The following is a 21968-nucleotide window of genomic DNA, read 5'->3' as shown; positions in this document are numbered from 1 at the left end:
TGCAGTGTACTATGTGTCTTAATACAGTTAATTATACTCAATACTTATCTGAAAGGGAAGCAGTTTTTCAATTTCTATGGAATATCTTTCTTCAGCGCTCTGCATAATCCTTAGGTGACTAGGAAACAATTTACTTAAAATACTTACTTATAGAAGATGGGGTGTTTATTTTGAAAAAGGTCATGGATTTGATTGTGCTGGGCTTGATTGCAACCGGGATATTATTGACCGGATGTAATAATGAAGGAGACGGAGGCAATGGTGAGGGCGGCGATAAGTCACTTGTCATTGGTCTCAATAACTGGGCTGAAAATATAGCCGTCTCTAACATGTGGAAAGTCCTCCTTGAAGAAAAAGAGTACCAAGTTGAACTAAAATCTATGGAAAAGGCGCCCGTTTGGCTTGGGATAACGCGAGACGAACTGGACATAGCTCCTGAAGTCTGGCTTCCTAATACGGACAAACCTCTTATGGATAAATATGGAGATCAACTTGATATGCATGAAATCTGGTATGAAAATACAGGGCTTGGCCTTGTGGTCCCTTCTTACATGGAGGATATTACAAGTATTGAAGAACTCAATGCCAGAAAAGACGAATTCGGCGGCAGAATTGTAGGTATCGATCCTGGTGCAAGCTTAACCTCCATGACACAGACCGCAGTCGACGAATACGGGCTTGAACTTGATTTGGTTACCAGTTCCGGACCGGCCATGATGGCTGAATTGTCAAAAGCTTATAAAGACAAGGAGCCGATTGTTGTCACTCTTTGGAATCCGCACTGGGCTTTCTCAGAATACGACCTGAAATATCTTGAAGACCCTAAGAAAGTCTATGGTGAGGCGGATGATATTTATTATATGACAAGGAAAGGATTCGAAGAGGACCATCCTGAGGTCATTAAGTGGATGAATAACTGGAAAATGGATGATGAGTCTCTCGGTAACCTCATGGCTGTCATTAAGGATGCGGGAGACCCTGCTGAAGGGGCTAAAACCTGGATTGAAGAGAATCGCGAACTGGTGGATCAGTGGCTTCAGTAATGTAAGTCGATTTGTGGAGGGGCAGTGGTTGGCTGCCGGCATTCTTGAATGTTCTTCGGAAGCCTGTTTAAGTAAATGTAATAATTGTGTGTCGGAGTTATCGTCCTTTAGTGCCCTTATAGGACGATAACTCTTGGTTTGACTATGTTATCGTCCTTTAAAGCTATCTTATAGGACGATATTTTTATTTTTGACGATGTTATCGTCCTTTAGAACACTCTTAGAGGATGATATTTTTATTTTTGATGATGTTATCGTCCTTTAGAACACTCTTAGAGGACGATAATTTTATTAAGGCGATATTATCGTCCTTTAGAGCTCTTTTATAGGACTATATTTTTAATTTGAAGAATTTATCGTCCTTTAGAACCTTCTTTTTGTACGGTAAGTTTATTTTCACGAAGTTATCCTCCGTTAGAGCTCTCTTATTGGATAACCTAAAAGTCCTACTTTAACTGACTCTACTAACAACATAAATAAATCCTTCTGGCAGGTACCTTCAAAACAAGCATCCATTCCCCTAAAAGAGGCTCTTAAGAAGCCTGCTAATTGGGGAATCGGGCTGAACCACAGCTAGAACTTGGTGTGAAAGATTTCTGAAGATGATATCTTGTATACCATTTCTCTATGGTGTTTGCTATAACAGCTATTTTCCCACGATGGTTTAATCTTTTGGTTCTACGTCAAATGTTGGGGTAGGAGTGCTTGCTCCTACTCCTTAACCTACATGAATTCCCTTTAACTTGTATTGATGATGTAATAAAACTCGAAGTCTGAAACGATCATAACGTCTAAAACCAAACGCATTCCGTTTAATGACCTTAGTTTGGTTATTCAACCCCTCAATAAAACCGTTATTAAAACCGAAGGCAAAGCTGTTTAAAATTTCTACTTGCCAGTTTTTCAGGGTCTGGATAGCTTGTTGAAATTCCTCTAACTCTGCGTTTTCAACCTTACGGTAAAAGTTGTACAAACCCTCTTTAACCTTTTCAGGGGCTGAAGGGCCAAGCTTTTTCCCTTCTTCAAACCACAACCTGTAAGATTCCTTCAACGCATAAGCTGTGCGCAGCTCTTCAGAAAGTCCAAGGTATCTTTCCAGGTACCAGATTTGCCTATCATTTAGCTGTTCATAAGGCTTGTGAAAAATGTGCTTCATTCTCTTACACTTTTTACGGTCATACGCATGAAAATCTTTTTGTACTCGCCTTCTTACACGTTCTAGAGCCCAGTGTATATAACGGGAAAAGTGAAATCTATCGGCCACAATGATAGGAGTTCCCAAAGCTTTTCTTACCGCAGATTTAAAAGCATGACTCATATCCATTACGACCACTTTCACGTTTGACCCTTTTGCGCGTAAGTAGTTCTTTATAGTTGTTACAGAGCGGTTAGGGAGAATGTCCAACGGTTCTCTAGTCTTCCCATCGGCAATGATAAGCTGGTATTTCCCCTCATTTGTATCCCCTTTATACTCATCAATAGCGATGACAGACGGGAGCTTTTCAACCTCTTTTAGACGGGAGGCAGAGATTTGGTCAAATCGTCTTATGACTGTAGCTTGAGAAGTACGGAACTGTCGGGCTGTATCTTTAAAGTTCTTACCCTGGATCACTCGGAGGCCTAAGGCTTGATTCCACTCAATTGTATGTCTTTGATAACGCTGAACAAACGTATTGTCCTCCGAAAAACGTTTTCCACAAGGGCAACTATATCTACGTTTGCGGTAGAACAAATAAGATGTCCGTTCGAAAAGCTTGAGGTGTTGAACTTTTTGAAGACGATAGTCGTGGACCCTGCAGGTCCATTTATTACAGGATGGGCACTTATGCTTTCGTTTTGGCAATTCAATGTGAAGATGGAAGGCTTCTCCCACTTCCTCCGCTTTCGAAATCTTAACCCCTTCTAATCCAGGTAAAACCATGTTAAAATGCATGTACACGCAACTCCTATCTTTTTCTTGTTTCTAGTCAACTCAAGTGTAAAAGATATAGGAGCTTGCGTGTATTTTTTTGCCTTAAGACCCACCCCAACAAATATAATAGAGCCAATCTTTTCCACTCTCATTTCTACCACCACAAAAAAGAGCTGCCCAAAGATCAATCCTGGAACAGCCCTCGAAACGTAATATTAAATTGCAAGGGCCTCAACCAAACGGTCAAGCAGCTCTTCGCCGGTTATCAGGGCCCGGCCTCCCCCTTGAGCCATTGTAGCGTTGCCTCCTCCTTTGCCATTGGTAAGCTCTAAGGCAACTTTAATAAGTTCTTTCATATCTTGGTTGCATGATAAGCCTGAACCTAACACATATTGTAGTTTATCACCATTCTCACTGACCAATAGAACGACCACATCGTTTTTTTGGAGCATGGTTCTGGCCAACTTCTGCATATCACCCATTGAACGACGCTGAAGCACTTTCGACACAACCTTCACTCCACTAATTTTCACAGACGAGTTAATAAGATCCTCAGCTTCATAAATCAGAATCGTATCCCTTGCTTCTTCAAGAAGCTTTTCATTTTTATTACCGTTTTCTATTAGCGTCCGAACGGCTGCAGCCATTTCGGAAGGAGGAGCATTCAAAATGCCGGTCAGCTCCTTTAAGATGGTATTTTTCTTATGAAGCTGGACAGCCACCCGTTGTCCGCATACGAAGGTCACCCTTGTATTCTTTTTCTGCTTTTCCCAATCTAAAATTTTGATCATACCCACTTCTCCAGTGCTCCCCGGATGGGTACCTCCGCAGCCGTTGTAATCAAATTCGGGTATGAACACGAGCCTGATGTCCTCCTCTACAGAAGGCTTTTTTCTGAGGGGATACTGATCAACCTCTTCTTTGGTTATCCATTTTGTATGTATAGGCCGATTCTGTAAAATCACTTCATTGGCGAGTGTTTCCGCCTTTATGGTCTCCTCTTCTGTTAAAGAGGAGGTGTCTAAGTCGATGGTACATGTTTCCTTTCCCAGATGAAAACTCACCGTTTCATATCCTAAGCATTCAGAGAAACTTGCTGACAAGATATGCTGGCCGGCATGCTGCTGCATATGGTCGAAACGCCTTGTCCAATCAATACTGCCGATTATTTCATTTGTTCCTTCCAGAGGCCTGTCGATATAATGGCGGATAAATTCTTCCACTTCCTCCACCTCTGTAACCCTGCTGTTATTTAAAGTACCCGTATCAAAGGGTTGCCCTCCACCAGTTGGATAGAATGCGGTTTCTTCCAACTGTACAAACCATCTACCGTCTTCACTTTTCTGTTGTGAAATCAGCTTTGTTTTAAATTCACGAAGATATGCATCTTCATAATACAGCTTTTCCTTCAATTTCTTCTCACCTTCTCTGTTCGATATAACTTGATGGATCTGTAAACAACGATATCACAATAATGACGCCTACATAAACGAGAAATGCACCCAGCAGGATAAATCCAATCTTCACGATCTTATTCTGAATATTGTCCTGATCCTTCCCTTTCATTCCAACAAATGCAAAGACCAAAAGGGCAATCCCTGCCAATAATGACACGATAAACAAACGAACGCCTCTTAGAAGCCTCATGAATGATTGTAAACTTCTTTCTACATGTTTTTCCAATAACTCGATTTCTCAAACGACAAAGTGCACTTCCGCTGTAAAAGGAAGTGCCTGTTTGTTTTAGTCATTTACAATGGTTGCGCCGTTGACGTGAAGCACCTGTCCTGATATATGAAAATGGTGTCTTGTACTGCTTTTGACAAAAACATTTTCCTCCCGCTTTCTCGATATACTCTTTCGTTCCCTGTGCATCACTGTTCTCTTCTAAGTAGACAATTGCTACATCTGCTCCTTCTTTTGCATAAGCAATTGCTACTGCATGCCCTATACTGCTGTCTCCACCAGTAATCAATGCCATTTTACCATCAAGTCTTTTGGCAGCACCCGCCATATCTCCCGTGAAGACCGGTCCGGGCTCCATTTCAGATACTAATCCGGGCTGATGGCTTTGTTCATGTCCAGGTATTGAATCGGGTCAGTTTTCTGCCATGTTTTATATATGGTTGAAAATATATCCTATCTCTTCCTGTGGGTTTTAAGGTTAACGCAAACCCTCCCATTTTCTGGTTTTGCATGATTACCTTTTCTGTGGGCAATTTAAAAAGAAAGGAGGACTACAATGTGAACCATTTTGTAGATAAAATTAAGGATTTTTCTAAAAATGTAACAGGCGATATTGGGAACATCATTAGAGATTACAATGTTGAAAAAGTTGATTTTGAAGAGATTTTGAGCCTTATTATTAGACACGAAAAAACCATGCATTCCAGCCAAACTCTTCTCGGAAACAAGTACAATACATACGAGCTTCATTTGTTTCCGTATTACCTTCACTTAGAAACAAAGGGAAAGATGAATGAATCCATATTGCAGCTGAAGATACATTCCCAGGAAAAGGAACTGTATTCTTACAGATCCTATAATGATAAGCCGCAAAAGCAGAAAGCCATTCATGTACCTGAACATTTGTTGTTAGATTTAAAAAGGAGCCAGCATTTTCACTAACAGGCACATGTTGAGAAGCTGGTGCTCTTTTTGTGTTACCTACTATGGATCAGGTAAACGCCTTAAAATGAACAAAAGCGGTCAGATGGCTGAATATCCTTCTGACCGCTTTTATGGTGTACCTTCTGCTTTAAGCCTGCCTCTTTACAATTCCCGTTAATAGAGACATAGCTGCTTACCCACAAAAAAAGCCCTTACCCTTTGCAAGGACTTTATTAAAAATTACTTCAGAACACTTAGTGGGACGTCAAAGATCAACCATAGCGTAACAATGATCGGACCAGTTAACATCCACGCTATTAAGGGTTTTTTGTAGTGAATAACAAGCATGGTAAACATCATGACATTGAACACAAGGTCCCACCCGAAACTCCACCCTCTATGATAACTCAGCCCGCCCAATTGATTTGTTATGAATTCATTCAATCCATAAATGGACGTCCAAACCAGAATCATCAGGACCTGCTTCCCCAATTCTTTCGGCAGTCTTCCAATGAAAATGGAAACCGTCACTGTATATTGGATCGCCATTTTTGCCAGAGCAATGAATGTATGGTTCAAATGGAACAAGCGGTCCAGTTGACCCATGGGGTGAAACTTCCATAAAGTATGGTCAAAAAGCAGGAACTGTGATAATAAATCCCCAATGATTAAAAAAAGTAAGGTTGGGTAAAATTCCTGAAACTTTGACCATTTTCCATACCTGATACCTGCCAAAATGTATAAAATCAATATTATTATGCTCATTACAGAACCTTCCAGCAAATAGATTTATCTTATTTTCAGTCAAGGTCCTTCTTTTTATGTGTAAAAGTTTTGGTGAGGTTGAATTTTGCTACTTTCGCTACCCTCCTGGTGTTCCCTCACCTCATTATTGCTTTGTAGAATGAAGGTTGATTTACTAATCTCCGCAGCTTTTGCTGTGGCGCCATTGTGCTTTGTTCCCTATTAAAAACAACTTAATGACTAAACCGATCTTTCTTTCCTGATAGTTCCTCCCTGGAAATGGTAGATCGCATCCACGATTCTGGTACCGATATATTGACATACCAGCGCGTAAATAATGATGAGCCAGTCAACCACCAAACCTGTCAACAGGAGCAAGGTTCCGTTAATCCAAAACAAGCACTTCCCCGGCGGCAACCCTTTCACTTTAGACAAGATCAAGGCGAGGATATCCATACCACCTGAAGAGGCTCCCATTCTGAACAGAATACCTAAACCGATGCCAAAAATGACAGCTCCCATGAATAAGTCTGTAAATATGTAAGAAACAGGAGATACCACAATAGTTGTGATCCATCGTATGATGAAGGATGTTATTGTCACACAATAGAGCGTCCACAAGACACTGTTTGATCCAAGCCATCTGGCTGCAATGAGAAGCAGGCCGGCGTTCAATGTCCACAAAGTCACTGCATAAGGTACATCAAATAGATAATTCAGAAGGACACCCATGCTTGCGGCTCCTCCCGACGGAATATAATGAGGGAATAGGAATACAGACATGGCCACTCCTTGGATTGCTGCTGCAACTCCTAATATGAAAGCTTTATGTAATTGAGGTCTCAACATACAATTCTCCTTATAAAAGGCTGTTCTCGAGTCTGGCTTGAGGAAAATTCCCAAGGGCGGGATTTACCCTTAGGTACAAGGGTTTTTCTCTCTGAAAAGGATGAACAGCTCTTTTCTTTCTTGATGACTAAGATACTTTCTATGTATTCTGGTTAAGATACATGAACTTATAATAAATAGCACCAAACTATAAGAAAAAAGCTCTATAAACACACTGTAAATCGACCTTTAATTAATAGGAAGGCCGACATCATCATACCATATCTCAAAAGAAAAATAGCAGACTTCCCCAAAAGATCCCTCGTCAATTTGAGGGATTTTTTAAACCTCAGGCTTTACTTTCCTCAAGAGCTCCCTGAACAGGATAATCATTCAAATTTAACTCCGGTTCTTTATCCAATGCCAATTTAGCCAATTCGGCACCAAGGTAAGGGCCACTTGTCAAACCAGATGCTCCAAGACCATTAGCAAAGAGCAAACCTTCCCAATCCGGAACCCTTCCTACTACAGGCAGGAAACCAGGAGTGTAGGGCCTGAAGCCAACCCTCGTTTCAATAACTGTGCCATTATGTATTCCAGGTGCCACTTGCAGCGCTTTATGCAGTATTTCATAAAGCCCGCCTGCTGTCGGGCGGATATCGAAGCCTGTATCATCTTCATGGGTGGCTCCTGCTACAATCTTTCCATCATCAAAACTCAAAAGGTATTGATTATTGGGAGGCATGACAACAGGCCATCTTTCCGTTTCCATTCCGTTCATGCTAATATGAAGAATTTGTGCTTTTTGAAAGGAAACCTTGCATTTTATCCCCAAAGGTTCCAGAAGCTCAGAAGCCCACGCACCACCAGTAACAACAACTTCATCCGCTTGTAAATATTCCTCTTCAGTCTGCACGCCTTTGACCCTGCCTTTTTCAAAAATCAAAGAGCAGCGACCATGGATAAGACGGGCTCCATGTTTTTGCGCACCCTTCAATAGTGCATCCCTGAAGGCTCTTCCATTAACCCTGGCTCCGCCGCTGACAAATACAGCTCCATACTCTTCCGATAGAAGCGGGAAGAGTTTTCGGGTCTCTTCTTTGGACAGGATTTTCACGTCTCCTATTTCAGGAGCGTCCTCTCGTTTCTTTATAGCACGTTCGGCTATTTTCACAAGTTTGTTCTCATCATGATGAAGGCTCAGTGCCCCAACTTTTTTATATCCGGTATTTACTTCTCCATCCTCTTCCAATTGTTTCACAAGCGCTGGATAATAACGTGCACCTCCTTTAACAAGACGGTACCATTCTTTGTTGCGGCGCTGCGAAAGCCAAGGACAGACAATTCCGGCAGCAGCATCTGTTGCCTGTCCAGGATGACGGCGGTCCACTATGTGAACATCAGCCCCTTCTTTTGCTAGATGATAGGCCGTGGATGCACCAAGGATCCCCCCGCCTACTACAATGATTTTTTTCATATGAACACCACTTTTCTCCATTCTCTTTCCGTAGATTGTACTAGAGCAAGCCCTGATTCACAACTTTCCAAGATACAATCTAGTTGTTTTCCTCACCACTCTTACGACTCTGTCCTCCCGTTCCTGTTTTATAAAAGCACGATGCCAAAAGAAAGCCCAAAAGCATCAGCATTGGTTCCTGCAGTGAGAAGCTTATATAAATGAGGGCCGGAATAGCAAGCGATGGAATTTCAAAGTAAAAATAAGAATGCATACCTAAATACAGTGCAGGCACTCCTGCTCCGATTGCTTTTTTATAGTCAAACGACCACCTCCCGGTCCTGTTTTTTATTTCCATTAAGGCAGGAATGCCTAAAAGCATGCCCCCAAGCAGATATTGATATGTGACAAAGTACACGTTATATGGAATGGGAGTGAAATTACTCATTCCTGCCGCTCTTACAGCTAAGCCCAAATAACTGGAGGCAACCCAATAAAATGAATAGAGCAAAAAGTAAAGAAAATATCTCAGCATCTTTCCACCTCCTCATTTATACCACTATACGGAAAATCCTGCGGTTGTTTACAGGTAAGATTGAAATTTTCCCCACAGTCTCAACCAATGAAAAAAGTATTCAAAAAACATTAAATTTACCCATTTTTCGGTTACGAAAAATTTGATTATATTGAAAGCAGGTGAGGGTTTGAACACATTTAAACAATTAAGGAACTTGGATCGCAATGTTTGGATCCGCTTTGTCGGTGAAGCAATAAACGGAATCGCCTTCATGATGCTTATGCCATTCTTTGCCCTTTATCTTAAGGATAAGGTTGACTTTCTGTGGCTCGTTGGGGAGGTCATGTCTGTTGCTCCGGTTGCATCCGTTTTCGGTACAATGATGGGGAAACTTGCTGATTTATATGGCTGCAAACCAGTAATGGTTGTATTTATGCTGGGAAACAGTATAGTCATGCTGGGGTTTGTATTCTTTGACACTTTTTTGGCTTTCATTTTCCTTTCTGCATTTATGGGATTCTTCAATTCCCTGTTCCATCCGGCCGCTTCGGCCATAGTTACAGATGTCACGGCACCTGACAAAAGAACGGAAGTCTTTAGACTTTTGAGATTGGACATAAAATGGGGGCAGCAATAGGACCGTTGATAGGGGCTTACATTATTGTATCCTCAAAATCAGTCAATTACTTAATTACAGCTGGGTCTGTATTCCTGTATTCAATCATAATAGCCCTGTGTATCTATGAAAGCCTTCCGAAAAAGGAGCGCAAGGTTAGCCTTCATAAAGAGAATGAAGACTCCTTCTTCTTTGCTCAAAAAAGTGAATACTTGACTATAATGATCATTCTCTTGCTTGTATACGGTGTTTACACTCTTGGAGAAATGTTGATCAGCCCTGTGCAGATGACACTCATCTCAAATATTGCCCCTGATCACTTAAGAGGACACTACATGGGTGCATCAGGTCTTCAATGGATTTTAGGAGGAGCTGTGGGGCCGCTTGTATCCGGTTATTTACTGGACCGCTCACTTGGAAATATTATGTTCACCATGCTGGGGGTTGGGTATATGATCGCCGGGCTGGTTTACGTGCTTATAGATAAAATGACTTCAAGAAGCCAAACGGCCTCCATTCAAATGAACGAACAAAAAGAACCTGTTTAGGAGTTGCTTTAGAAACTATCGCATTGGCAATACGGGCGACATCATTTTCATTTTGGTCGATTTGATATACCCGCTATATGAAAATATTACTATGACCTCATTGCCGGACAGACCTTAATGACTCCTATATAGACAAATAAAGCCCGAGTGAACAATCACCGGGCTTTCCTAATTATTTTTTGGGTGACAAGGAGCCAACTTTTTTAGCAATGGATTTGGATAATGTAGATTCAATGGATATTCTCTCCATCGGTATCCCGAGCTGAACTGCTGTAACAGCAATTTCCGGACGGATACCGGAAAGAGTCGTATTCACTCCGATCAGGCTCAAAGCATCAATCAATTGGAAGATTTCATGGGCCACCATGGTATCGATGATGACGACACCCGAGAGATCGATGAACAACTGGTCTACTCCTTTTTCTGTACATTGTTGCAAGGTGTTTTCCAAGATCACCTTAGCCCTTGCTGTGTCAATATCTCCTACAAGAGGAAGCAGGGCTGTATCAGAACTGATAGAAATAACTGGAGAACTCAGTTCGTTAATCATCTCCTGCTGAGCTTTCAGTTGTTTTAATGATGCATTATGTGTGCCTTCAACAAACTGGAGAACAACATAATCGAACACATCCTGAATCTGATCTTTCCATCGATCTATTCGATGCTGTTCAATGTGTTCATCCATTTCAGTTGCAAATTTATTGATATAGGAAAAGTACTGGTCCCTCACTCTTAGAAATTCACGAATGACATTATGAATCGGAGTATCAATATGCGCATTATCATTGGCTATTTTATGTATCCACTTATTGAAATTCTCGTAAAAAACATCTCTTTCTTCTATGAACAGGTTCGCCATATACTGGTAAAATTCGTGGTTCTGCTGTTTTAATTTATTGATTGAGTCTTGATCACTTGTCACATAGACTCCTGTAGAATTCTTTTTATCAAGTGTTTTGTACCATTCTTCGCTCATATCTTTTGTATGATTGAGGAAAAAATCATGTAATTGTTGATTCAGACGCATCTTCCTACTCCCTTCTTAAGCTATCACAACATTATAGTAACTTAATCGCTCGGAAAAAGATATAAATATTGCTTTTCTTGTACTATTACTTTGCCCTTCAACACCACTTGAATGTGTCCGGAGACTCCTTATAAGCCTTTAATAAGTCGCTCCAGCTTTTCTGTTCTGGATCATCCTATTTTTATACTGTTTAAAATAAGAAAGAATCAATGTCAGTATAGGCAGTACCCACAAGAAAAGGGCATATGGCAAATAGGTTAATAGGGGAACCCCTATAATGGTACTGCACATGATGGCCAGCACACTCCAAGGAATCATACCCGGAAACAACATTGTTGAATCCCCCATTACCCTTGAAAGTTCAGCCTTATCATATCTTTGCTCCCAATGTGCCAGAAAAGACCTTCCAGTTAAAATGATTGGAAGTGTCTGGTTGGCGGAAATCAGCGAGATGACCAAAGTAGCCAGAATGGTTTTAATAGAGTCATTGACCAGTCCTTTTGAATGAGTCAGCCACCGGTCAAGAAGCGGTTGGATGACCCTGTATCCTTCAAGCAGTCCATTGAACGCGCCTGCCAAAGCCAAGAATAGCAAAAGGAAGTACATCCTTGAAAGACCGCCTCCTATTCCTTCAGCACCAAACCATAGCGAGCGGAAAACAGAAAGAATTTCCACCCCATTGGCTAGGGCAATCACTACAGCCGTAAACACACTACCAATAAAAGCATATAAAATCTTGGTACGAAGAACAACAAGAATAATCAAAATAGCAGGAGGCAAAAATTTGATATAGGAAAGCTCCGACCAATGAAAGGCCTCATTGTCAAATAGTGTAACTCCGGCTTGTTTTTCGGCATCCATGGCCATATAAAAGGCCATGCAGATTAAAATGGCAGCTACTGTTGTAGGCAAAAATTTGCGGAATTGTTTGCCTGCCTCCACCTCGACTGTGTGGGAAAGGAGCTGATGAGAACTGGAAAAAGGAGAAGTACGATCCCCTACAAATGCTCCGGAAATCAATGCGCCAGCTGTAATGGACGCAGGAAGTCCCAGGGCAAGTGCACTGCTCATGATAGGAATACCGACCGCACTTAAAGTGCCCACCGATGTGCCAAGGACCATAGAAAATCCCAAGGCAATAAAAAATGACACCACAAAAAAGTGATCGGCTGTAATCAACTTCAATGATATAAAAACAAGCTGATCAATCACTCCTGAAACATACCAGGAGGGAAGTAGAAAGCTGACCATTAAGAGAATATATATAACTCCCCTAGTCTTCTTTAAACCTTTCCAGGACATATCCAGCACATCTGCAGGACGGGCGCCTTGCGATAAAATGACAGCCGCCAATAGGAAATAGCCCGGGAGGAAGCCAAAGAAAAGAGGTCTACTAATGCCTACTGAAACCAGCACTCCTGTTAAGGTAACCACAATAATTCCTATGACTTGCTTAACTGAATACTGAGAACTATCCATTACACCATCTCCTCCAAACCCTGTAACAAGATTCTACTATAAAAGAAGTTATTTTTGTTGTGGACAGTTTGTTTAATTAACAGGGAGTTCAGTTCTATGAGTGAAAAATGGATAAAATCGATCGCCTGTCGTAATGGTCTATCAATGAAGCTTTCATAAATATCAGCAGCCTATTTCTGTAATGATCCAAGGTTTTTGCAAATGTTTAAAACATCAGGAAAATAATAAAAAATGCTCAGACATTCATTTGTCTGAGCGTTTTTTGCAAGCAATTAATTGGGAAAACTGGATATCAGGATATCAGTTTTTTTCTTTCCTGTACTGAACTCGGCTATCATATTCTCGGTTCCTCATTTTTAAAAAGTTGTTTACTTATAAATTGTTGCTATCGGAAAAATCCAAAGAGCCGGATTTTTCCCTTGGGTACAAGGGCATGTCTACCTGAACAGGGCGATTAGCTCTTTTCTTTCTTGCTGACCAAGATAATTTCTGTGAATTCTGTCCATATCTCTTGAACTTACTAGTAAATAGCAACAAAGTTTTAGAAAGGAGCCTAATAAAAACATCAATCAAACGAAAACTCACTGAGCTTATCACTGTGGCTCGCAATCATGGCGATGATGGTATTGGCCTCTTCCCTGCTGAAGATAAAATGGGATTCATCTTTTATCAACTCATCATCCTCTGTTCTGATGCGGTTCAGCCTTCTCAATACCCCGTCACCTGTTTCAGTAAGGATTCCAAACTGGTAAGTCACTTCTACCTCATCTTCATGGATGAAGGCAGTTACTTCAGGGGTTTCCCATTCCACTTCAATCTCTTCAAAAATGTCACCGTCTGCCTGTTCCTCATAATCGTAGTCATAGTCATCAACTACATAGTGAACAGGTCCACCCTCCTCTTCATCTTCCACGATATAATCAATATGGTCGTCATCATATTCATCCGGTTCATCATAGTAGTCGATCTCTTCCATATTCAAATAATCATGAAGGCTTTCATGCACGGCATCAATAATGTCCTCTATATCAGGAAGCATAACCTTGAGTGTTTGACCGTAATCGATATCATAAGACTCCATATAGAATTCATCATTGTATGGATCAAAAAACAACGTAGAGAAGTAATCCCTTTCCCCCTCTTCTGTTTCTACATAGAATTCAATCCTGGGATGTTTGGCCCCTCTGTCGATATTCATCTGTCCCACTCTATCATACTTTTCACAAATGGATTCAAGGTGGTCCTGCAGTTCTCCGCCGACTCTGTCAAACCATTCTAAATTCATAGTATCCCGCCCTTTCACATTTTCCTCTCTTTAATGACCTCGTTTTCAAAACAATAATGACTTACCAGTTCTTCTATCAGGTGGTGTTCCGGCGTGTTCCCGCTGAATTCAAACTTTATTTCCTCCACAAAGGTTCCATCTTTATAAACATGAATGGCTCCTTTCTGATTAACAACACTGAATTCAGGTTCAAACACTAAACCATTTCTTTCGATTGCTCCCATAGCATTTCTCCTTGTGTCGTTTCGTTTTAGTATGATTAAAATTCCAAAAGATTAACCATTGTTACCGGAAATTGTCGATTATGCTAAAATTTCAATATAGTTCCAAAAATCATTTTGGTTTTGAGGTGTGGGATATATGAAACAGTCGTTTGAATTTTTATTGGAAATCGACAAGCTGAAAAAGGTAATGAGAAGGACATATATAGCTGATGGAAGCAGAAGGGAAAATACGGCAGAACATTCTTGGCATGTATCCATGATGGCCATGACCCTTTGGGAAAGCTATGAACACAAAGATAAAGTTGATCTATTCAAAAGTGTCAAAATGCTTTTGCTCCATGACATTGTGGAAATTGACGCTGGTGATACATATGCTTTCGATAAAGCTGGATATCAGGATAAACAACAGAGGGAAAGTTTAGCCGCGGATAGATTATACGGTTTGCTTCCACCAGAAATTAGAGAAGATTACCGCAGCACCTGGAGTGAATACGAAGAAGGTAAATCACCAGAAGCTGTCTTTGCCCATATAATCGATCATATTCAGCCGTTAATGCTCAATATAGCGACATCAGGAATCTCTTGGAAAGAACATGGCATCCTCTCCCGTCAAGTTCTGAAACGCAACGGCTGGATCAAAGACATCTCCCCATCCATCTACAGCCAAATAGAAGAATGGGTCAACATGGGAATAGAAAAAGGCTGGCTGAAAAGCGAATAACCCTTCACCCCTTTAAAGCACTAAGAGGGACAGTCCCTCTTAGTGCTTTAAAGGACTAAAGTAACACCCTGAATTTTTGAAGCATGACACCTACCATGTCAGGTAGATTGAGCAGGTCCTGCCTCACAGACAAGCAAAATAAAAAACGCCAATCCCGGCGTTTTTTATTTCTCCTTATTGGCATTTCCTGTCACATTCTTGATGGCTTTGGAAGTTGTCTCCACAACTCCCATGGCTGCATTTTCAGTAGCCTCCAATGCCTTATGCGTTGCATGAAAGACAGCCCCTGCACTATCTTTAATATTATTCGTAATAGTATCTTCATGTTGATTTTTGTTGGTCATGTGATCACCTCCTGAACATGAATAGGTTATGCCAAGTTCAAGATTCTATCCATACGCAAAACACTAAACGTCCAGCCGTTTTTCCAAGTAGAATTGCTTGTTCCCTTTTGGAAAATCTTCAACCGTCCCAATAACGGTGTACCCTTGTTTCTTGTAAAATTCCGGTGCTTGGAAACTGAATGTATCCAAAATGATTAAGTAACAGCCTGCCTCTCTCGCTAACTTTTCCATTTTGTTCAGCAATTTCTTTCCAAATCCTTGTTCTCTAAAATCGTTATCCACCCATAAAAAATCAATATGGCAATGTCCCCAAAATAAAGTTGCCGTAATTCCCCCAACTATTTCTCCTTCATCATTCTTAACTATGAAGCTTTCATTCCTAAGTGGAGTCTTGACCTTTTCACTAATGGAACTCATGTTATGCTCAATGACTTTTCCCCTAATAAAATCACTATCTTTCTGATTCCATTGCTGAATAATTTTCATCTTGTCATTCCTTTCGCCATTCATGTTGAATAATTGAACTGACCCGCCATCTGTTTCTCTCTCAGTCCAATTGCCGCCAGTGTACTCATCTACTATCTTTCTCCAAAACAGTTTGGCTGGTTCGTTCCTTTTTAACTGGGAAACCTCCCATTCCCCCTTTAAACAACTCGAAAACCTTGAAGGCTGCATTTTTCCTTAAACCGTTCCGCCGATATTTCTTCCTTACAAAAAATCTGTGAATGAATAATAATTCTTTTCATCTTCTTCTATGTAGCGTATCAGCACAAAACCTGCATATACACCTTATAAACACTTCTTGAGACACCCTAATCTTGATTTCACTCTAAAATGGTCTTATAACCCCTCCATGAGACACCCTAATCTTAATTTCACTCTAAAATTGGACTTATGAACTCTTCATGAGGCACCCTAACCTCGATTTCACTCTAAAATTGGACTTATGAACTCTTCATGAGACACCCTAATCTTAATTTCACTCTCAAATTGGTCTTATGAACTCTCCATGAGGCACCCTAATCTTGATTTCACTCTAAAATTGGACTTATGAACTGTTCATGAGACACCCTAATCTCAATTTCACTCTCAAATTGGACTAATGATCTCTCCATGAGACCCCCTAATCCTTATTTTACTCTCAAATTGGACTTATAAACACTTCATGAGACACCCTAATCCCGATTTCACTCTAAAATTGGTCTTATAAACTCTCCATGAGACACCCTAATCTCCAGTTCACCACAAAATTGGACTTATGAACTCTCAATGAGAAACCTTAACCTCAAATACACTCTAATTCGTCCTCATGTACACCTCACAATCAGTACAGCCAAAAAACCGGCAAAACCCAACTGCCGGTCAAAAAGCATTTGCTACTAACCTTCTTTATCATTTTCTTTAAGACTGTGGGAATCTTGTGACTCCTTCTCCTTTGAAAGGAACCATCCCCCAGCCGCAATAAGAACTAACACTGCATAGAATGATATTTTCCATTGTGGAGATTTGGCAAAGCTTTCGGACAATACCGCCAGCTCAGGGTGTGATAAGGTATACACCGCAAGCTTTACACCGACCCAGCCAACGATCATGAAAGCAGCAATTTCAAGTCCTGGTTTTTTATGAAGAAGTTTGACAAAGAAATCCGCTGCAAATCTCATGATGATTAAACCAATCAGCCCCCCTGCAAAAATGACCAGAAACTTACCGCCATCAAGGCCCCCTATTTGAGGTAAAGGTGTGTCCGGCAAGACAACGGCCAGTGCGACAGCTGCCAGAATGGAGTCTATGGCAAAAGCTATATCTGCCAGTTCAACCTTAAATACTGTTCCCCAGAAACCCGAAGGCTTCTTAATCCTTTTTAAATCAGCTTTATCTCCCTCCTGTCTTCGTGACATTAATTTCCTAAAAATATGGTTAGCTGCTATAAATAGAAGGTATAGAGCCCCTATTGCTTGCACTTGCCATACATTTACCAAAAAGCTGATGGCAAAGAGGGAACCGAAGCGGAAAATGAATGCACCTGCTAAACCGTAAAATAAAGCTTTCTTTCGTTTGTCTTCTGGCAGATGTTTTACCATAATGGCTAAAACCAAAGCATTATCTGCAGCCAGCAGACCTTCTATTCCAATCAACAGGAGCAAAACCCATAAATATTCCATAACTAAAGCCCAATCCATTTACTAACCCCTCCCTTTCTATTTGTTAAGCCTAGAGAACGTTGATTCCGTCGTGGTCGCTGCTTTCCACCCCTTCGTTAAAAGTCAGCCTCGTCTTGAATTGATATATCACTTTATCCGAAGACACAGGAAGATTTTCCGGGAGTCTAAAGATGAAGTCCCTCTCCGACTTTTCCTCTGCAGCTATTACCGTAGAAGTAAGCACGGTGGCAGAACCGATTACTTGTTCAGTTTGCGAACGCTTGTCGACCCTGACAAGGTCACAATCAATTCTGTTCAGCTGCTGTTCAATCGTTCCCCCTTCTATCAGGAATAACCCTTTTACAGTTTCTCCGGCACTATACTCTTTTTTAGGCAGCTGCAAATCAATTTTCGCAGAACCAATACCAATCAAAGACATATATTTTCTTAGAATCAATCTCATTGACCTCCGTTAATGTTATTTTGAATATTTTAAATATTTCTCTTCAATCCGCATTTCGATTTTGTCAATTTTAGCCTTATCCTTCAGAAGCTCTTCCTTATTCTTTTTAACAAGTTCAGCTATGCTCATTTGACCTTTTTTCAATCCACTCACTCCCTTCAGATATCAGTAGAATCGGCCATTTATTCAACAAAAAAAGCCTTTACCAACATGGTGGTAAAGGCTTCAAAAATAAAATAAAGACCTGTACCAGCGAGGTAAAGGTCTTGCTAACAACGTAAGTGTTGCCAACAAAGCCGAGAGTAATCACTCTGAAATGACGACTTTGCTGTAAAAGCTACTCCCCTTTAAGGAGAAACTATTCAACTGTTAACATAAGATTAAAACAATCACAAGAATCTGTCAATATATTTCTTTTTAAAAAGGCAGATACCTATTTTGAGAAAAACTCCTCCCATAGCACTTTCCAGGATTTAGAGGTATCTTCTAAAAAACTTGTACTGGAAGGTATTTAGATCAATGAACTTAAGTTTACTATAATCATATTATGGTAAGATAATGTGTTATTTATTTTCCTTATTGGTTTACCAGGCTGGTATAAGGATAATGGTACTATAGACATTCCAGCACGAGTTTAATCACTGTATCTTGGCAAGAATGGGTAACATCGGACCTTAACTGCCGCAATTCTAAATATGTCATGAGTCACGGATATTTTCTAAGTAAAGGTGTGAGTGTTTTGCGGGTAGTAAAGGTTTATTTTCCTAACACCAAAGGAATTATTAAGATTATGGCAGCAGTATACTTTGTTCTGATAACCGGCGGCAGTTCCTTGAGTTTATTTCTTAATGAAACATTAGCACAATGGACATCATTTTTGTTGCAAAGCCTTATTTATATTGCTGTGTGTTCAATCATCTATCTCGCCATCAAAAGCCAGCGGATCATTATCACAGAAAACCAATTCATTCTGAAAGTCGTTGGCATGACTCGCCATAAAATTGATTTTGAACATATTCATGAAGTTAGAAAAGGAAAAATGAGCGGTTCTCCAATCATGGAAATCCTGGCTAAGAAAGGATCATATTCCAAGATTTGTCCTGTTCCTTTTCTTCCCTTCTCCACTTCTTGGCCAGAATTATTAATCACCATTGAGAACAAATGCGGAAGTGAAGTGATTGGCAATCAGTTTCTGCAAAGACGCAAAGGCGAACTTAGGACATGGAGAGAAACGTAAACAAAGAAAAGGAAAAGTACCATTACAGCTGTACTTTTCCTTTTTTCATGCCATGTAACCTGTTCTGTTTGCAAAACCCGAGGGCTAAACTTTCAGGATTGGGTGTGGAGATGCCTCTTTAAAGAAAGTTGTTTTCGTATAGAATGTAGCTATCGGAAAAATCCAAAGGGCCGGATTTTTCCCTTGTACTCAAGGGCTATTCTCTCTGAAAAGAGAGAAAAGCTCTTTTCTTTTTTGCTGACAAAGATAATTCCTGTGAATTCTGAACCATCTATTGAACTTAATAGTAAACCGCAACAAATTTTAGAAAAGAGCCTAAAAAAATCACCGATCCTGCCAGATCATTTCAGCCCATTCCGGATGATCAATAAATGGATTGCGGTTTCCTTGATAGTTAGTAAAAATTAATTCATTTCTTCTCATTTCCCTTTCATCTACCGGGTCCAACTCATGCCATTTTAATAAAACAGACAGTTTTCCATGGAGTGGTTTTGATCCATTTTCCACCCTATCATTCAATTCCAGGTCCAGTTCCCCGTCATCCCCTTCATATCTGACGGCCATATAGAATAACATACGGGCAATGTCCCCTTTAACTTCATCCCTGGGTTCCCAAGAGTCACTGTCTGAGAAATTCCCTTTGGCTTCAGTATGGGGTGATCCACCTATATCAAAGTCCAAATTACTTCTGGAAGAATTTACGGTGGTATCGGCAGGCCGTAAATGATGAAGATCTGTCCCCGCACCTTGCGCCGTCCCGAATCCTCCGTGAGATTTTGCCCATACATGTTCCCGGTTCCATTCATCTGCACCTCCACCGTTTAAAAGCTTTGATTGTGAACGCCCTGTATATAACAGGATGACATTATCAGGATTATCCGGATCTTCATCGGTTTCTCTCAATGCTCCCCAAACATCGCCATAAGACAGCATCCTGTGTTCATCAATGATTTCATGCAGTACCTTTTTTAGCTCCTCACCCGTTTTCCCTTTTGCATCTTGATAATAGGGATCATTTATTATTGGAGGTTCAATTGTATCTTTCTCTTCTTCATCCTGTTCCCCGGGTGTTGGTAATAACTCCATCGATGTGGTTGACTTTATTCCAGGATGAGCAAAATATTCTTCCCGGGTTCCTGTTATTTCTATTTTCCTTCCCATTAAAGAAGGATTACTGTATAAACCATATTGTTCACGAAACTCCGAGGGGATTTGTATGAAGATCATATTATCCAAATTTATTTCTTCAGGAGAATCTGCCAGTGCCAAGGCGTAATCATTGGTAAATTCCTCTCTTGCAACACTGCTGACAGAGACGGGCTGACCAGTGATGTACCCCTGGACGGAAATGTCTCTTCCATTCTCTTCAGATAAAGCTTCACCGACAGACAGTGAAGACGTTTCAGAATTTTGTACTGTAGGTATGTCGGTAATGCTGCAACCTGTCATTAACAATAAAAGGATTAAGAAATAAATATACTTTTGTAAAGCCATGTGGTTCTCCTTTTCTATGTAAAGTTCTAGCCAACGTTCGGTCCTCTTTCTAGCATACTAAAAAATACAAGAATAGTAATGAGAAAAATAGACTTGGTAATCATTCATCTGAAGAAATTGATAGATCCTGCAATGTTCCGCTTTTTTGATACGAAACATATAGTAAACAGGCTAAAGGAGCAATCCCTATGATGGAATTGCTCCTCCTTCACTAATTTATAAGTTATTATTTATTTTTTCAATACCTTAAATGCTTCCGTCAGCCTCTTGGCGAATGATTCCGGCTTTTCAACTGTCTGAACGTGTAGGTACTTTATTGCCGGTTCAGCATATAATCAATGATTATGCAATGCTGTAATCGGAATATCATTCTTTCCTAAGGCAATGGTGAAATCAGGCACTTCCTCAGGAAGCAGTACGATTTCGGCATGGTTCAGTGCTGTACCATCCCCATGTAAAGCCTCAAAATGTTTTTCCATGTCTGTTTCACTTTTGAAAGGTCTGCCTTGTACCTTCACATCAATATCCCCGGGATGCTCCAAAGATACCATTCCTTCCTGCGCTTCACCTTCTGCTCCTGATAACTCTTCTAACTTATCGGCAGCTGCTTTTTAAATCTTTCACTTGATCCCTCTGTCTTAATTAAAAGTCTCCCAGTTGTTTTTATCGTTTTATTGAGAATTCAACAGATTCTTCTGACCGGCCGCCCCTTGCATTTCGTTTGTATTCCTGAAGGGCATTTGATAGAGTAAAGAACCAATCTTTATCTTTTGTTTCTAGTGACATATCAATCAAGAATTGAAGCTGAGGCTCCGTCAAAGTCTGGGTGGTCGGCATTTTTTCAATCAGGCTGTCATCCATGTTTAATGAAAATCCAATTAAGTCCTTATCATCACTGTCGATGACTCTGATCTTGAACAACGGATCTAAAGGATCAATGTTTTCCATATATCCTTGAATCAATGCTCCATTTTTTGCAAAACCTCTAACCCAGTCACCAACATTCACTTTGTCCCGCTTAATTTTACTCATTTCTTACACCGCCTTTTATTGTTATATGTCATTGTTTTTTTATCTTAGTTGCTAATTATCCTTTTAAGGAAGAAATCAAACATCCTGAAATTCCATATTCGATAAAAAAACACTGACCCATCTGACGGCCAGTGTTTATAGAAACTGCTACTATAGAAAATATACGATTGTTTCAAAACGCTTCAATTTAGATAGCATAGAGCAGGAGCCATTCCCCCATTAAAAACTGTCAAGTAAGTCAAACAAC

At 40.4% G+C, this 21968-nt stretch carries 23 protein-coding genes and 2 pseudogenes; 5 read left to right on the top strand and 20 right to left on the bottom strand.

What is annotated here, in order from left to right:
* Positions 1-170 precede the first annotated feature (170 nt).
* Positions 171-1043 (top strand): glycine betaine ABC transporter substrate-binding protein, encoded by an 873-nt coding sequence (locus V1502_RS08650; RefSeq protein WP_409253951.1) that lies wholly within the window; start codon positions 171-173, stop codon positions 1041-1043.
* A 718-nt stretch (positions 1044-1761) separates the two neighbouring features.
* Here V1502_RS08650 and V1502_RS08645 read toward each other — a convergent pair.
* The 4 genes from V1502_RS08645 to V1502_RS08630 form a co-directional block, all read right to left on the bottom strand.
* Positions 1762-2982, bottom strand: coding sequence for an ISL3 family transposase (locus V1502_RS08645; RefSeq protein ID WP_409253950.1), 1221 nt, complete (start codon positions 2980-2982; stop codon positions 1762-1764).
* A 188-nt stretch (positions 2983-3170) separates the two neighbouring features.
* Positions 3171-4367 carry an alanyl-tRNA editing protein gene (locus V1502_RS08640; protein WP_409253949.1) on the bottom strand — a complete coding sequence of 399 codons (1197 nt, stop codon included), beginning with the start codon at positions 4365-4367 and terminating at the stop codon, positions 3171-3173.
* Positions 4368-4374: 7 nt separating this feature from the next.
* The gene (locus tag V1502_RS08635; RefSeq protein WP_409253948.1) at positions 4375-4578 is read right to left on the bottom strand and encodes a hypothetical protein; all 204 of its coding nucleotides are present in this window, start codon (positions 4576-4578) and stop codon (positions 4375-4377) included.
* Positions 4579-4702: 124 nt separating this feature from the next.
* Positions 4703-4999, bottom strand: a complete 297-nt coding sequence (locus V1502_RS08630) for an SDR family NAD(P)-dependent oxidoreductase (RefSeq protein WP_409253947.1) — start codon at positions 4997-4999, stop codon at positions 4703-4705.
* Between the two features lie 200 nt (positions 5000-5199).
* Here V1502_RS08630 and V1502_RS08625 point away from each other — a divergent pair, with 200 nt between their 5' ends.
* On the top strand, positions 5200-5583 hold the full coding sequence (locus tag V1502_RS08625) for a hypothetical protein (RefSeq protein ID WP_409253946.1): 384 nt from the start codon (positions 5200-5202) through the stop codon (positions 5581-5583).
* A 222-nt stretch (positions 5584-5805) separates the two neighbouring features.
* On the opposite strand, the gene V1502_RS08620 is transcribed toward V1502_RS08625, so the two are convergent.
* The 4 genes from V1502_RS08620 to V1502_RS08605 form a co-directional block, all read right to left on the bottom strand.
* Positions 5806-6330 (bottom strand): CBO0543 family protein, encoded by a 525-nt coding sequence (locus tag V1502_RS08620; protein WP_409253945.1) that lies wholly within the window; start codon positions 6328-6330, stop codon positions 5806-5808.
* 219 nt (positions 6331-6549) lie between these two features.
* The gene (locus V1502_RS08615; RefSeq protein WP_409253944.1) at positions 6550-7158 is read right to left on the bottom strand and encodes a YitT family protein; all 609 of its coding nucleotides are present in this window, start codon (positions 7156-7158) and stop codon (positions 6550-6552) included.
* Positions 7159-7486: 328 nt separating this feature from the next.
* Positions 7487-8614 (bottom strand): NAD(P)/FAD-dependent oxidoreductase, encoded by a 1128-nt coding sequence (locus tag V1502_RS08610; protein ID WP_409253943.1) that lies wholly within the window; start codon positions 8612-8614, stop codon positions 7487-7489.
* A 79-nt stretch (positions 8615-8693) separates the two neighbouring features.
* Entirely contained in the window at positions 8694-9128 is a 435-nt protein-coding gene (locus V1502_RS08605) for a hypothetical protein (RefSeq protein WP_409253942.1), read from the bottom strand.
* A gap of 169 nt (positions 9129-9297) precedes the next feature.
* Here V1502_RS08605 and V1502_RS08600 point away from each other — a divergent pair.
* A pseudogene (locus V1502_RS08600) lies at positions 9298-10274 on the top strand (MFS transporter).
* Positions 10275-10446: 172 nt separating this feature from the next.
* Here V1502_RS08600 and V1502_RS08595 read toward each other — a convergent pair.
* From V1502_RS08595 to V1502_RS08580, 4 genes are all read right to left on the bottom strand, one after another.
* Entirely contained in the window at positions 10447-11301 is an 855-nt protein-coding gene (locus tag V1502_RS08595) for an STAS domain-containing protein (protein WP_409253941.1), read from the bottom strand.
* Positions 11302-11439: 138 nt separating this feature from the next.
* Positions 11440-12780, bottom strand: coding sequence for a Na+/H+ antiporter NhaC family protein (locus V1502_RS08590; protein ID WP_409253940.1), 1341 nt, complete (start codon positions 12778-12780; stop codon positions 11440-11442).
* 565 nt (positions 12781-13345) lie between these two features.
* Positions 13346-14065, bottom strand: coding sequence for a hypothetical protein (locus tag V1502_RS08585; protein WP_409253939.1), 720 nt, complete (start codon positions 14063-14065; stop codon positions 13346-13348).
* A gap of 14 nt (positions 14066-14079) precedes the next feature.
* On the bottom strand, positions 14080-14289 hold the full coding sequence (locus V1502_RS08580; RefSeq protein WP_409253938.1) for a YbxH family protein: 210 nt from the start codon (positions 14287-14289) through the stop codon (positions 14080-14082).
* Between the two features lie 136 nt (positions 14290-14425).
* Between V1502_RS08580 and V1502_RS08575 the strand changes: the two genes are divergently transcribed.
* Positions 14426-15010: an HD domain-containing protein gene (locus tag V1502_RS08575; protein ID WP_409253937.1), complete on the top strand. Its 585-nt coding sequence runs from the start codon at positions 14426-14428 to the stop codon at positions 15008-15010.
* A 164-nt stretch (positions 15011-15174) separates the two neighbouring features.
* Here the strand turns inward: V1502_RS08575 and V1502_RS08570 are convergent, their stop codons facing one another.
* The 5 genes from V1502_RS08570 to V1502_RS08550 form a co-directional block, all read right to left on the bottom strand.
* On the bottom strand, positions 15175-15354 hold the full coding sequence (locus V1502_RS08570; RefSeq protein WP_409253936.1) for a hypothetical protein: 180 nt from the start codon (positions 15352-15354) through the stop codon (positions 15175-15177).
* A 63-nt stretch (positions 15355-15417) separates the two neighbouring features.
* Positions 15418-15840, bottom strand: coding sequence for a GNAT family N-acetyltransferase (locus V1502_RS08565; RefSeq protein ID WP_409253935.1), 423 nt, complete (start codon positions 15838-15840; stop codon positions 15418-15420).
* An 893-nt stretch (positions 15841-16733) separates the two neighbouring features.
* A complete protein-coding gene (locus V1502_RS08560; RefSeq protein ID WP_409253934.1) occupies positions 16734-17534 on the bottom strand; it encodes a TerC family protein in 801 nt (266 codons plus the stop codon).
* A gap of 31 nt (positions 17535-17565) precedes the next feature.
* Positions 17566-17958 carry a sporulation protein gene (locus tag V1502_RS08555; protein WP_409253933.1) on the bottom strand — a complete coding sequence of 131 codons (393 nt, stop codon included), beginning with the start codon at positions 17956-17958 and terminating at the stop codon, positions 17566-17568.
* Positions 17959-17973: 15 nt separating this feature from the next.
* On the bottom strand, positions 17974-18102 hold the full coding sequence (locus V1502_RS08550) for an FbpB family small basic protein (protein WP_409253932.1): 129 nt from the start codon (positions 18100-18102) through the stop codon (positions 17974-17976).
* 595 nt (positions 18103-18697) lie between these two features.
* On the opposite strand from V1502_RS08550, the gene V1502_RS08545 reads away from it, so the two are divergent.
* A complete protein-coding gene (locus V1502_RS08545) occupies positions 18698-19195 on the top strand; it encodes a hypothetical protein (protein WP_409253931.1) in 498 nt (165 codons plus the stop codon).
* A gap of 324 nt (positions 19196-19519) precedes the next feature.
* On the opposite strand, the gene V1502_RS08540 is transcribed toward V1502_RS08545, so the two are convergent.
* The 3 genes and pseudogenes from V1502_RS08540 to V1502_RS08530 all read right to left on the bottom strand — a co-directional run bounded on the left by V1502_RS08540 (position 19520) and on the right by V1502_RS08530 (position 21721).
* Positions 19520-20689 carry an endonuclease gene (locus V1502_RS08540; protein ID WP_409253930.1) on the bottom strand — a complete coding sequence of 390 codons (1170 nt, stop codon included), beginning with the start codon at positions 20687-20689 and terminating at the stop codon, positions 19520-19522.
* 335 nt (positions 20690-21024) lie between these two features.
* Positions 21025-21273: pseudogene (locus tag V1502_RS08535) on the bottom strand (DUF1259 domain-containing protein); the annotation flags it as partial.
* A 79-nt stretch (positions 21274-21352) separates the two neighbouring features.
* Positions 21353-21721, bottom strand: coding sequence for an IDEAL domain-containing protein (locus tag V1502_RS08530; protein ID WP_409253929.1), 369 nt, complete (start codon positions 21719-21721; stop codon positions 21353-21355).
* Positions 21722-21968 lie beyond the last annotated feature (247 nt).

The organism is Rossellomorea sedimentorum, assembly GCF_046237645.1.
GTDB lineage: Bacteria > Bacillota > Bacilli > Bacillales > Bacillaceae_B > Rossellomorea > Rossellomorea sedimentorum.
The sequence above is the reverse complement of the archived record's forward strand: the minus strand, read 5'-3'. Positions and strand labels throughout refer to the sequence as shown.

Coding starts and splice junctions, on each gene's coding strand:
- V1502_RS08630 (WP_409253947.1), bottom strand. CDS start 4,999: ATGGAGCCCGGACCGGTCTTCACGGGAGATATGGCGGGTGCTGCCAAA.
- V1502_RS08620 (WP_409253945.1), bottom strand. CDS start 6,330: ATGAGCATAATAATATTGATTTTATACATTTTGGCAGGTATCAGGTAT.
- V1502_RS08615 (WP_409253944.1), bottom strand. CDS start 7,158: ATGTTGAGACCTCAATTACATAAAGCTTTCATATTAGGAGTTGCAGCA.
- V1502_RS08610 (WP_409253943.1), bottom strand. CDS start 8,614: ATGAAAAAAATCATTGTAGTAGGCGGGGGGATCCTTGGTGCATCCACG.
- V1502_RS08605 (WP_409253942.1), bottom strand. CDS start 9,128: ATGCTGAGATATTTTCTTTACTTTTTGCTCTATTCATTTTATTGGGTT.
- V1502_RS08595 (WP_409253941.1), bottom strand. CDS start 11,301: ATGCGTCTGAATCAACAATTACATGATTTTTTCCTCAATCATACAAAA.
- V1502_RS08590 (WP_409253940.1), bottom strand. CDS start 12,780: ATGGATAGTTCTCAGTATTCAGTTAAGCAAGTCATAGGAATTATTGTG.
- V1502_RS08585 (WP_409253939.1), bottom strand. CDS start 14,065: ATGAATTTAGAATGGTTTGACAGAGTCGGCGGAGAACTGCAGGACCAC.
- V1502_RS08580 (WP_409253938.1), bottom strand. CDS start 14,289: ATGGGAGCAATCGAAAGAAATGGTTTAGTGTTTGAACCTGAATTCAGT.
- V1502_RS08575 (WP_409253937.1), top strand. CDS start 14,426: ATGAAACAGTCGTTTGAATTTTTATTGGAAATCGACAAGCTGAAAAAG.
- V1502_RS08570 (WP_409253936.1), bottom strand. CDS start 15,354: ATGACCAACAAAAATCAACATGAAGATACTATTACGAATAATATTAAA.
- V1502_RS08565 (WP_409253935.1), bottom strand. CDS start 15,840: ATGAAAATTATTCAGCAATGGAATCAGAAAGATAGTGATTTTATTAGG.
- V1502_RS08560 (WP_409253934.1), bottom strand. CDS start 17,534: ATGGATTGGGCTTTAGTTATGGAATATTTATGGGTTTTGCTCCTGTTG.
- V1502_RS08555 (WP_409253933.1), bottom strand. CDS start 17,958: ATGAGATTGATTCTAAGAAAATATATGTCTTTGATTGGTATTGGTTCT.
- V1502_RS08540 (WP_409253930.1), bottom strand. CDS start 20,689: ATGGCTTTACAAAAGTATATTTATTTCTTAATCCTTTTATTGTTAATG.
- V1502_RS08530 (WP_409253929.1), bottom strand. CDS start 21,721: ATGAGTAAAATTAAGCGGGACAAAGTGAATGTTGGTGACTGGGTTAGA.